This window comes from Pseudomonas sp. Z3-8, assembly GCF_051131975.1.
Classification (GTDB): domain Bacteria; phylum Pseudomonadota; class Gammaproteobacteria; order Pseudomonadales; family Pseudomonadaceae; genus Aquipseudomonas.
In genome coordinates, this window is the sequence record NZ_CP071643.1 from 2036321 (window position 1) to 2047519 (window position 11199).

7 protein-coding genes are annotated in these 11199 nt (G+C 63.5%); all 7 read right to left on the reverse strand.

Annotation, left to right across the window (positions count from 1 at the left end; genetic code table 11):
• Positions 1–6: 6 nt before the first annotated feature.
• A complete protein-coding gene (locus tag J3P94_RS09495) occupies positions 7–2724 on the reverse strand; it encodes a nitrate reductase (RefSeq protein ID WP_434572889.1) in 2718 nt (905 codons plus the stop codon).
• Positions 2724–3041, reverse strand: a complete 318-nt coding sequence (nirD, locus tag J3P94_RS09500) for a nitrite reductase small subunit NirD (protein ID WP_434572891.1) — start codon at positions 3039–3041, stop codon at positions 2724–2726. The genes J3P94_RS09495 and nirD overlap by 1 nt, the downstream gene beginning before the upstream one ends.
• Complete coding sequence (nirB, locus tag J3P94_RS09505; RefSeq protein WP_434572892.1) at positions 3038–5491, reverse strand: nitrite reductase large subunit NirB; 2454 nt, start codon at positions 5489–5491, stop codon at positions 3038–3040. Before nirB ends, nirD begins: the two co-directional genes overlap by 4 nt.
• Positions 5492–5917: 426 nt before the next feature.
• Positions 5918–7588, reverse strand: coding sequence for a protein kinase domain-containing protein (locus J3P94_RS09510; protein ID WP_434572894.1), 1671 nt, complete (start codon positions 7586–7588; stop codon positions 5918–5920).
• Positions 7589–7597: 9 nt separating this feature from the next.
• Complete coding sequence (locus J3P94_RS09515) at positions 7598–8809, reverse strand: nitrate/nitrite transporter (RefSeq protein WP_305499861.1); 1212 nt, start codon at positions 8807–8809, stop codon at positions 7598–7600.
• A gap of 468 nt (positions 8810–9277) precedes the next feature.
• The gene (locus J3P94_RS09520) at positions 9278–9853 is read right to left on the reverse strand and encodes an ANTAR domain-containing response regulator (RefSeq protein WP_047737436.1); all 576 of its coding nucleotides are present in this window, start codon (positions 9851–9853) and stop codon (positions 9278–9280) included.
• A 14-nt stretch (positions 9854–9867) separates the two neighbouring features.
• Positions 9868–11079: a CmpA/NrtA family ABC transporter substrate-binding protein gene (locus J3P94_RS09525; protein ID WP_434572897.1), complete on the reverse strand. Its 1212-nt coding sequence runs from the start codon at positions 11077–11079 to the stop codon at positions 9868–9870.
• Positions 11080–11199: the final 120 nt, after the last annotated feature.

The following is an 11199-nucleotide window of genomic DNA, read 5'->3' on the forward strand; positions in this document are numbered from 1 at the left end:
TTTTCCTCACGAGATCGCGGCGACCGGTTGCGCGGTGGCAACCAGCAGGCGCTTGATTTCCGGTACGCAGGAACCGCACTGCGTGCCGCAGCCCAGTTCTTTTTTCAGGCCCTGCAAATCCAGGCCGCGCTCGATGCCCGCGCAAACCGCACGCTGGCTGACATTCATGCAGTTGCACAGCGTCTTCCCACCAGCCGTGGCGGTGCCGGTGTTACCCGGCGGTGCGCTCAAGGGGGCCAGCAGCCAGCGCCGCAACTGGTCGTCGGCGCGCCCTTCCAACCAGAGGTTTTGCAACCAATGCCGGGCCAGGGTTTCGCCGGCCAGGCGAATGGCGGTGATGCGGCTGTTTTCGATCCGTACCCGCTTGCCAATGGCGCGGCGCGGGTCGTCATAGGCCAGGACCGGACCTTCGATCAGTCCCAGCTGTTCGTCGATCGCCTGCAAAAGCTGCGGTTCGGGCGCCACGGCGCTGGCAGCGCGTATCAGCAACGCTGGACGGTCGCGGCCGGTCAGGCTAAGGCTGACGTAGGCAAACGCCTCACACAGCGGACGCAACGCCTCCAGATGCTGTTGAACATTGCCTTCAACCAGAGCGAAAAGCTGCCAGGGCAGGTTCACCGGTTCCAGGCGTACGCCGCTGTGCTTGAGTTCCGGCTGTTTCGACAACGGGTCGAACGCCGGTTGAGTCAGGGTGTTGACCCCGCCCTTGAGAAACCGGTCGCCCCAGTGCATGGGCAGGAAGGCCTGGCCGGGGCGCACGCTGTCGTCGCTGTCCACGGCCACGATCACGCTGCCGCGACGGCTCTTGAGGCTGACCAGGTCGCCAGACTGCAGGCGATGGCGAAGCAATTCGTCGGGATGCAGGCTGAGCACCGCTTCGTTCACATGGCCGAATAACTGCGCGGCGGTACCGGTACGGCTCATCCCGTGCCACTGGTCGCGCAGCCGACCGGTGTTCAGCGTCAGGGGGTAGCGTGCGTCGCGCAATTCCTTGGCGGCGCGATAAGGGTCGGCCACGAATCGGGCGCGGCCGCTGTCAGTCGGGAAAATCCCGTCCCCGTACAAGCGCGCCGTTCCGACCGTGGCGCCCTCCGGGAAGGGCCATTGCTGAGGGCCGAGGCGGTCGATCACGTCATGGCTGATGCCGGACAGGTCCAGGTCGCGGCCACGGGTCAGTTGCTTGTATTCATCGAACAAATGGGCGGGGGTTTCAAAGGCGAACAGGCTGGGCTGGCCGGGGCGCAGGCGTTTCTCCAGTCGTTGTGCGAAATCCACGGTGATCGCCCAGTCCGGCCGAGCTTCACCCGGTGCGTTTATCGCTCGGCGAACGTGGGAAATGCGTCGTTCGGAGTTGGTGACCGAGCCTTCTTTTTCGCCCCAACTGGCCGCCGGCAGCAGCAGGTCGGCAAAGGCGGCGGTTTCGGTAGTCCGGAAGGCCTCTTGCAACACCACGAACGGGCAGGCTTGCAGGGCTTCGCGGACGGCGGCCTGGTCCGGCATCGACTGGGCCGGGTTGGTGCAGGCGATCCACAGGGCCTTGATCTTGCCGCTGCGAACCTGCTCGAACAATTCGATGGCGCTCAAGCCGGTGGTGCTTGGCAGTTGCTCAACGCCCCAATAGCTGGCGACCTCGGCGCGATGCTCCGGATTGCCGGCTTCGCGATGGCCCGGCAGCAGGTTGGACAGGCTGCCGGTTTCGCGCCCGCCCATGGCGTTGGGCTGGCCGGTCAGCGAGAACGGTCCCGCGCCCGGTCGGCCTATCTGGCCGGTGGCAAGGTGCAGATTGATCAGCGCGCTGTTTTTTGCGCTGCCGGCAGTCGACTGGTTCAAGCCCATGCACCACAACGAGAGGAAACTTGGCGAGGTGCCGACCCACTCGGCGCATTGGTGCAGTTGCTCGACGCTGATCCCGCACAGCTGGGCAACCATGGCGGGGGGGTAGTCGCGCACCAGGTTCTTCAGGTCCGCCAGGCCTTCGGTGTGGGCCTTGATGAAGCTGCGGTCGACCCAGTCTTCCCACAGCAGCAGATGCAAGATCCCGTGGAACAAGGCGACATCGGTGCCAGGCAGGATCGCCAGGTGCAGGTCTGCCAGGTCGCAGGTGTCGGTGCGCCGAGGGTCGATGACGATGACTTTCATCTGCGGCCGGCGGGATTTGGCTTCTTCGAGCCGACGAAACAGGATGGGATGGGCGTAGGCCATGTTACTGCCGACGATCATCACGCAGTCGCTCAGCTCCAGATCCTCATAGCTGCACGGTGGCGCGTCGGCGCCCAGGCTGCGCTTGTAGCCCATCACGGCGGAAGACATGCACAGCCGGGAATTGCTGTCGATGTTGTTGGTACCGACCAGCGCCCGGGCGAGTTTGTTGAAGGCGTAGTAATCCTCGGTCAGCAGTTGGCCGGAGATGTAGAAGGCGACGCTGTCCGGTCCGTGCTCGGCAATCGTGTCGGCGAAGACGTTGGCGGCATGGTCCAGGGCGCTGTCCCAATCGGTACGGCCACGGGCCAGGCCTTTGCCCAGCCGCAGTTCGGGATAGAGGGCGCGCGCGGCGAGGTCGCCGGTCAAGTGCAGGGTCGAGCCCTTGCTGCACAATTTGCCGAAGTTGGCCGGATGGGTGGGATCGCCACTGACGCCGAGAATGCGCTCGCCGTCATGTTCGATCAGCACGCCGCAACCGACCCCGCAGTAACAGCAGGTCGAGGCAGTCGTCTGGCGGTTCATCAGCTTGCGTCCCGCAGGGCCAGCATCACCCGGCCGTTCTCGACGCGGGCCGAATGATGATGGGCGCAGCCCACGTCCGGGGCCTGGGCCTCACCGGTTTCCAGATCGATCTGCCAGTTGTGCAGCGGACAGGCCACGCGCTTGCCGTAGATCAATCCTTGGGACAGCGGACCGCCCTTGTGCGGGCAACGGTCGTCGAGTGCGAATACTTCATCGTCGCTGGTGCGAAAAATCGCGATATCGCCTTTCGGCCCGTTGATGATGCGTGAGCCCAAGGCGTTGATGTCTTCCAGCGCGCAGATATCCAGCCAGTTCATGCCAGTACCTCCAGGTTCTTCACGGGGATGACCTCGAACTCTTTTTTCAGTTGCGGTTGTTCCAGCCGTTGTTTCCAGGGGTCCTGCTCCAGCGACAGGGAGAACTTCAGGCGCTCGTGCAGGGCCTTGCGCCGCTCCGGGTCTTCCAGCACGGCTTTCTTGATGTGTTCCATGCCGACTCGCTGCATGTAGTGCACGGTGCGTTCGAGGTAGAAGGCTTCTTCGCGGTACAGCTGCAGGAAGGCGCCGTTGTATTCGCGCACTTCTTCGGCGGTCTTGAGCTTGACGAAGAACTCGGCGACCTCGGTCTTGATCCCGCCGTTGCCACCGATGTACATCTCCCAGCCGGAATCTACGCCGATGATGCCGACGTCCTTGATGCCCGCTTCCGAGCAGTTGCGTGGGCAACCGGAGACCGCCAGCTTCACCTTGTGCGGCGACCACATGTTGAACAGGTCGTGCTCCAGCTCGATGCCCAATTGGGTGGAATTCTGCGTGCCGAAGCGGCAGAACTCGCTGCCCACGCAAGTCTTCACGGTGCGAATGGATTTGCCATAGGCGTGGCCGGACGGCATGTCGAGGTCTTTCCAGACGCCGGGCAGGTCTTGCTTCCTGATGCCCAGCAGGTCGATACGCTGGCCGCCGGTGACCTTGACCATGGGCACGTTGTATTTGTCGGCCACGTCGGCGATGCGGCGCAGCTCGGATGGGTTGGTCACGCCGCCCCACATCCGTGGGACCACCGAGTAGGTGCCGTCCTTCTGGATGTTGGCGTGGGCGCGTTCGTTGATCAGGCGCGACTGCGGGTCATCCTGGGCTTCGCCGGGCCAGGTGGAAATCAGGTAGTAGTTCAGGGCCGGACGGCAAGTGGCGCAGCCGTTCGGCGTGCGCCAGTTCAAGTAGCCCATGGTCCCGGCGATGGTCAGCAGGTGCTGGTCGCGGATCGCCTGGCGGATCTGCCCATGGTTGAGGTCGCTGCAACCGCAGATGGCTTTTTCGCTTTTTGGCTTTACGTCCGCCGCGCCGCCGACGGTGTTGATCAGGATCTGTTCCACCAGGCCGGCGCAGGAGCCGCAGGAGCTCGCGGCCTTGGTGTGCTTTTTCACGTCATCGACGCTGAACAGGCCGTGTTCCTGGATCGCCTTGACGATGGTGCCCTTGCACACGCCATTGCAGCCGCAGACTTCGGCGGTGTCGGCCATGCTCATGGCTTTGTCCTGGCCTTGGTGGCCGACGTCGCCTAAAGCGTTTTCCCCAAACATCAGGTGATCGCGGATCTCGCTGATGCCGTGGTTCTCACGGATCTGACGGAAATACCAGCCGCCGTCCGCGGTATCGCCGTACAGGCAGGCACCCACCAACACGTCATCCTTGATCACCAGTTTCTTGTAGACGCCGCCAATCGGATCGGAAAGGGTGATGGTCTCGGTGCCTTCGCCGCCCATGAAATCCCCGGCGGAGAACAGATCGATACCGGTGACTTTCAACTTGGTCGACGTCACCGAACCCTTGTAAGTGGCGAAGCCCAATTGCGCGAGGTGATTGGCGCAGACCTTGGCTTGCTCGAACAGCGGCGCCACCAGGCCATAGGCGGTGCCGCGATGGTTGGCGCACTCGCCGATGGCGTAGATGCGCGGGTCATAGGTTTGCATCGTGTCGTTGACGAGGATTCCGCGATTGCACGGAATGCCCGATTTTTCCGCCAGTTCGGTATTGGGCCGGATACCGGCAGCCATCACCACCAGGTCGGCGGGAATGATGTCGCCGTTCTTGAACTGGACCGAGCCGACCCGGCCGTTGCCGGCGTCGTGCAAGGCCTGGGTCTGCTCGCCGAGGCGGAATTTCAGGCCACGGTTTTCCAGGGCGGTTTGCAGCAGCTGGCCGCTGGTCTTGTCCAGTTGGCGTTCCAGCAGCCATTCGCCGATGTGCACCACGGTTACGTCCATGCCGCGCAGTTTCAAGCCGTTGGCGGCTTCCAGGCCGAGCAGGCCGCCACCGATGACCACCGCGTGCTTGTGGGTCTTGGCCGTGTTGATCATGGCCTGGGTGTCGGCGATGTCGCGGTAGCCGATCACGCCATCCAGAGTGTTGCCAGGGATCGGCAGGATGAACGGCGTGGAGCCGGTGGCGATGAGCAGGCGATCGTATTTGGCTTCGCTGCCGTCTTCGGCGATGACCCGGCGCTTGACCCGGTCGATCTCCACCACCTTGCGGTTGAGCAGCAGCTTGATGTTGTTGTCCAGGTACCAGCTCAGGTCGTTGAGCACGATTTCTTCGAATGTCTGTTCCCCGGCCAGCACGGGCGAGAGCAGGATGCGGTTGTAGTTGGTGTGGGGCTCGGCGCCGAAGACCGTGATGTCGTAGAGCTCGTTGCTCAGTTTGAGCAGTTCCTCGAGGGTGCGAACCCCGGCCATGCCGTTGCCGATCATTACCAGTTTGAGTTTTTTCATCAGGGTTCTCCGCAAGCTCAGGCCCGTTTCATCACGGCGGTCGGGCTGGCTCGGCAATTTTTTCGAAAACAAAAAAAGGCGTCTCGCTAGCAAACTAGCGAGGACGCCTTTGTCCTGGTCCCGTTCTCTCGGGAAGCACCGCCTTCATCGTTGGAAGCGTTGCTTTATGTATGGTGGAAGAGGTTATGCAGTGGTTGTGCCAAGTGGCGCGAGGGCTTGGATTTACTGGAGGAGGCGCGGATTGGCCGCGTTGCGGGGGGATTTATTGCACCGAATCAAAGCGTGTTGCCCGGTAATGGAGCGTGGCAGGGCTGGCGAGAAGGCTTTTGTGGCGAGGGAGCTTGCTCCCGCTGGGCTGCGAAGCAGACCCAAAAAAACGGCGACCGCTGCGCGCTCGAGCGGGAGCAAGCTCCCTCGCCACGGTGGTTATGAGTGAAACACCAGAAACAGCAGCACAACATTCACCACCAACGACACCAGCGCCAACGTCCGCCAGACCTTCAGCGGCTCCCGCTCAAGCAATGGCCGGGGCCTTACGCTCAAGCTTCGCCGCTCGCCCTGTTCCAGCTGCAACAGCCATTCTTCAGCCGTTTCAAAGCGCTGCGCAGGGTCTGCCGCCACGGCGCGTTCCAGGCTTTGCCCGAGCCATTCGGGCAGGTCCGGTCGATAACGATTGGCGCTCACGGGCACACCAAAGCGCGGTCGCTGGAAGGCTTCGATTTCGCCGTAGGGGTATTGCCCGGTCAGCAGGAAATACAAGGTCACGCCGACCGCATACAAATCCTGTTGCGCCGTCGGCGCGGCGCCGCCGAAGGCTTCCGGCGCTATGTAGCTGGGGGTGCCAGGCAAAACGTTGGCCTGGTCTTCGGACAAACCGGGGCAGTACGCCAGGCCAAAATCCAGCAAGCGCAACTCCCCATCGTCGCCCTGGTGCAGGTTTTCCGGCTTGATGTCGCGGTGGTAGATCTGTCTTCGATGCAACAGGCCCACCGCGCGTACCAGTCGCTGCGCCAGCTCCAGCCATTGAGCCAGGGGCAACGGACCGCTTTGGTTGAACAGCTCGGCCAGGGTCACGCCCGAATATTCACGCATCACGTAGTACAGATGTTGGCGCTGGGGGACGCCATGCACCTCCGGAAACTGCCGACCCGCGACCCGCTTGAGAAACCATTCCTCCGATAACAGCGCCTGGCCGGCGCGGGTGTCGTCCCGTAGCTGCACGGGCAAGGTTTTCAACAGCCAGGATTGGCCGTGACCATCGTGTACCCGGTAGAGCAACGACTGCTGGCTCTGGCCGAGCAGGCTTTCGATCTGCCAGCCTTCGAACACCTGGCCCGCCTTCAGTGCAGGGGGCAGCGGCCACTGTTGCAGTTGGATCAGCGCGTCGCCGATGCTCGCTTCGCCCACCGCATCGACCCGCACCAACAGCGCGCTGGCGTTGTCCTGGCTACCGGCCAGGTGCGCGGCGTTGACCAGCGTCTGCGCCGCGCGATCCAGGTCTGGCTGGTCGCGCAGGATGCCGGCAATGGCCGTGTCTCCCAGTACCGCCCAGACGCCGTCGCTGAGCAGCACGAAGGTTTCATCTTCACGCAGCTCACCGTCGAGGAAGTCGAGTATCAAATGCTGATCCAGCCCCAAGGCACGCTTGAGCACATGTTGCATGCCCTGTTGTTCCCAGACGTGATCTTCGCTGACCCGTTGCAAATGGTCGGCGTGCCACCGGTAGACCCGGCAATCGCCGACGTGCGCCAGGGTGAAGCGCCGCCCCCGCAGGACCAGCGCGCTGACCGTGGTCAGCAGCGGTTGGCCGCCGCCGTTGGCTTGCAGCCAGCGATTCTGCGCCAGCAGCAGCCGGTCCAGCGCCTGGGCCACGCCCCAGGTCTGCGGCGTGGAATAGTAGTCCAGGGCGAGTGCCTGCAAGGTCGAACGCGCGGCCAATCCGCCATCGGCGCATTGGCTCACGCCGTCGGCGATGGCGAACAGGTAACCCTTGCTGGCGGCCAGGGCCGGGGCGGGAGTGACCAGGCGCAGGGCGTCCTGGTTTTCCTCTCGGGGACCCGTGGCGCTGGCTTCGGCAAAACTCAGTTGCAGGCTCATGGTTGCAGGTTATACCCGAGCCGCGGTGACCGCTGCCGAACCCCAGGTGGTCCTCCAGCGACGCTTGACCCCGTGCAGGCCGAACCAGGCCAGAACACCGAGGCTGGCGAACAACCACAGCGCCAGCTGGTAGCTGCCGGTGCTCTGCTTGATCGCGCCCATGCCCGCCGCCAGGGCGAAGCCGCCGATGCCGCCGGCCATGCCGATCAGCCCGGTCATCACGCCGATCTCGCGACGGAAACGTTGTGGCACCAGTTGGAACACCGCGCCGTTGCCCGCACCCAGGCCGAGCATGGTGCAGACGAACAGGGCCAGCGCCGCGTAGGAACTCGGCAGGTTGAAGCCGACCGCGGCGATGCAGACAGCCGCCACGGTGTACATGCCCAGCAAGGTGCGGATGCCGCCGAAACGGTCCGCCAGCGCGCCACCCAAGGGCCGCATCAGGCTGCCACCGAAAACGCAGGCCGCGGTGTAGTAGCCGGCGGTCACCGGGCTCAGGCCATATTGGTCGTTGAAGTAGCCGGGCAGGGCGCTGGCCAGGCCGATGAAGCCGCCGAAGGTCACGCTGTAGAAGAACATGAACCACCAGCTGTCGCGGTCACCGAGGGCCTTGAGGTAGTCAGCCATGGATTTGGCCTTGGGCCGCTCCGGGGCGTTCTTGGCCAGCCAGGCGAACAAGACCAGGGTAATCACCAGCGGGATCACCGCGAAGCCGAACACGTTGGTCCAGCCGAAGGCCACCGCCATCACCGGAGCGATCAACGCGGCAAGCACGGTGCCCGAGTTACCGGCACCGGCGATGCCCATGGCCTTGCCCTGGTGCTGTGGTGGATACCACTGGGAAGCCAGCGGCAGGGCCACGGCGAACGAAGCGCCGGCCACGCCCAGAAACAGGCCCAGCAGCAAGGCTTGTTCGTAGCTGTGGATGCCCAGTTTCCAGGCGCAGAACAGCGCGCCGATCACGATCACCTGGCCGACCATGCCGGCGGTCTTCGGTGAAATGCGGTCGGCCAGCAGGCCCATGAACAGGCGCAGCACGGCGCCGGCGAGGATTGGCGTCGCGACCATCAGGCCGCGTTGCTGGGTGGTCAGGTGCAGGTCGGCGGAGATCTGTACCGCCAATGGACCGAGCAGGTACCAGACCATGAAGCTCAGGTCGAAATAGAGGAAGGCCGCGAACAATGTCGGGGTGTGGCCGGATTTCCAGAAGCTTGAATTCATCGCGCACCTCAGCTGTAAAAGTCTCGAGAAATGAGTCAGTGCTTTGAGCAGTGCGCCGTCTGTGGTCGCACCACCGGCCCCGCGGGGCCAAAACAAAAAAACGCCGCAACCCGGATCGCCAGAGAGGCGAGGAGGGTGTGCGACGTCTTTGTCGTAGGTGGGGCAACCGCCGTTGGTTACCTGTGGGGTTGCTTAAGCGAGATCTGTGCCAACCTGCGAGGTTCGGGGGAGGCCTTCGCGAGCAGGCTCGCTCCCACAGGTGATTGGTGGCGTTCGCGATGCTGCGTTCACCCTGGAGTTCATGTGGGAGCGAGCTTGCTCGCGATGACGGTGGGTCAGTCGATATCGATGTTGAACGTTAGAATGCCATCGCGAGCAAGCTCGCTCCCACAATGGATCAGAGGTGTTCTCCGAACCTGTGGGAGCGAGCCTGCTCGCGAAGGCGTCTGGCCAGGCGCTACAAGGCTTTCAGCCGAGCAACTCGTTCATGGCAATGATCTGCTCCGCCACCTGGATCAGCTTCTGCTGGCGGCTCATGGCTTGGCGGCGCATCAGGGTGTAGGCCTGTTCCTCGTTGCAGTCCTTCATCTTCATCAGCATGCCCTTGGCCAGTTCGATGCGCTTGCGTTCGGCCAGTTGCTGGTCTCGGGCCAGGAGTTGCGCGCGCAGGGCCTGGTCGCTTTCGAAGCGGGCCATGGCCACGTCGAGGATCGGTTGCAGGCGTGCGGCATGGATGCCTTCGACGATGTAGGCGCTGACGCCTGACTTGATCGCCTGGCGCATCACATCCGGGTCGTGCTCGTCGGTAAACATGACGATCGGTCGTGGCTGGTCACGACTGACCAGCACCACTTGCTCCATGACGTCGCGCCCGGGTGACTCGGTATCGATCAGGATCACGTCCGGACGCACCGTTTCGACGCGCGCCGGCAGGTCGATGGTCAATCCGGATTCGTCGATCACTTCGAATCCGGCTTCAATCAGGGCCGCCTTGAGACGCCCGACTTTTTTCGCGGTGTCGTTGATCAGCAGGATACGCAGCATAATCGAGGCTCCTGTCAGCGGCTGGCGAGAAGGGGAGCCGCATCGCTCAAGGCGTGCAGTTTGAAGCTGCGGGCATACCCGACCGGGTCCGAGCCGTCCCAGGTCGTGCCGTCGATCAGTTGACTGCTGCGCATGTCCTGGCGAGGCGACGTCACGCCCAGCGCCGCGCAGGCTTCACGATACAGCTTGAGCTGTTGGACCTGGCAGGCCACGGCCAGGTAGTCCGGGTCTTCGCGCAGCAGACCCCAGCGCCGGAACTGGGTCATGAACCACATCCCGTCGGACAGGTACGGCAGGTTCACCTCGCCGTCCCCATGAAAGCGCATGGCGTGGGGATCCTGCCAGCTGTTGCCCAGGCCATCGGAATAAATCCCGAGCAGGCGCGGCTCGATGCAATCGAGCGGAGCGTCGAGGTATTCCGGGGCGCTCAACAATTGCGCGGTACTGCGGCGGTTTTCAGTGCTTTGTTCGATGAAGCGGCTGGCTTCGAGGATGGCCATCACCAGCGCGCGGGCAGTGTTGGGGTATTGCTCGACAAACGCGCGGGTACAACCCAGGACTTTCTCCGGGTGGTCGGGCCAGATGGTCTGGGTAGTCGCCAGGGTAAAACCGAGGTTCTGCTTCACGGCGCTGGCGCACCAGGGCTCGCCGACGCAGAAACCATCGATGCGCCCGGCTTGCAGGTGCGCGATCATCTGCGGCGGTGGCACCACTACGCTGTCGACATCCGACAACGGATGGATGCCCTGGGCGGCGAGCCAGTAATAGAGCCACATGGCATGGGTGCCGGTGGGAAAGGTCTGGGCGAAGGTCAGTTTCGGGCGAGTTTGGTGCACATGCTGCTCCAGTGCCTCAGGACTGGTCACGCCTTGCGCCTGCAAACCATGGGACAGGTTGATGCTCTGGCCGTTCTGGTTCAGCCCCATCAGCACGGCCATGTCGGTCGGCGCGACGCCGCCGATGCCCAGGTGCACGGCATAAACCAGGCCGTACAGGCTGTGGGCCGCGTCGATTTCACCGCTGACCAGTTTGTCCCGCAGGTTGGCCCAGGAGGCCTGGCGCTTGAGGTTCAGCGTCAAGCCGTAGGGCTGGGCGAAGCCCTGGGTGGCGGCCACGACCACCGGGGCGCAGTCGCTCAGGGCCATGAAGCCGAGGTTGATCGCGCTCTTTTCCGGGGCATCGCTGCCATTGACCCAAGCCAGGGGGGTGGCTGGAATTTCATTCATCGCGCATCACCTTCCGCATAAAAAAGCGCCGTGCCCGGACCGATGCCAGAGCAAGGCCGGAGGACGACGCCGTTGTCCTTGAAACAGTGTGGCACTCATTCCGCCATTGGGATGGGTGCC

Coding starts and splice junctions, on each gene's coding strand:
- J3P94_RS09520 (WP_047737436.1), bottom strand. CDS start 9,853: ATGCTGCGTATCCTGCTGATCAACGACACCGCGAAAAAAGTCGGGCGT.
- nirD (WP_434572891.1), bottom strand. CDS start 3,041: ATGAACTGGCTGGATATCTGCGCGCTGGAAGACATCAACGCCTTGGGC.
- J3P94_RS09495 (WP_434572889.1), bottom strand. CDS start 2,724: ATGAACCGCCAGACGACTGCCTCGACCTGCTGTTACTGCGGGGTCGGT.
- J3P94_RS09510 (WP_434572894.1), bottom strand. CDS start 7,588: ATGAGCCTGCAACTGAGTTTTGCCGAAGCCAGCGCCACGGGTCCCCGA.
- J3P94_RS09515 (WP_305499861.1), bottom strand. CDS start 8,809: ATGAATTCAAGCTTCTGGAAATCCGGCCACACCCCGACATTGTTCGCG.
- J3P94_RS09525 (WP_434572897.1), bottom strand. CDS start 11,079: ATGAATGAAATTCCAGCCACCCCCCTGGCTTGGGTCAATGGCAGCGAT.
- nirB (WP_434572892.1), bottom strand. CDS start 5,491: ATGAAAAAACTCAAACTGGTAATGATCGGCAACGGCATGGCCGGGGTT.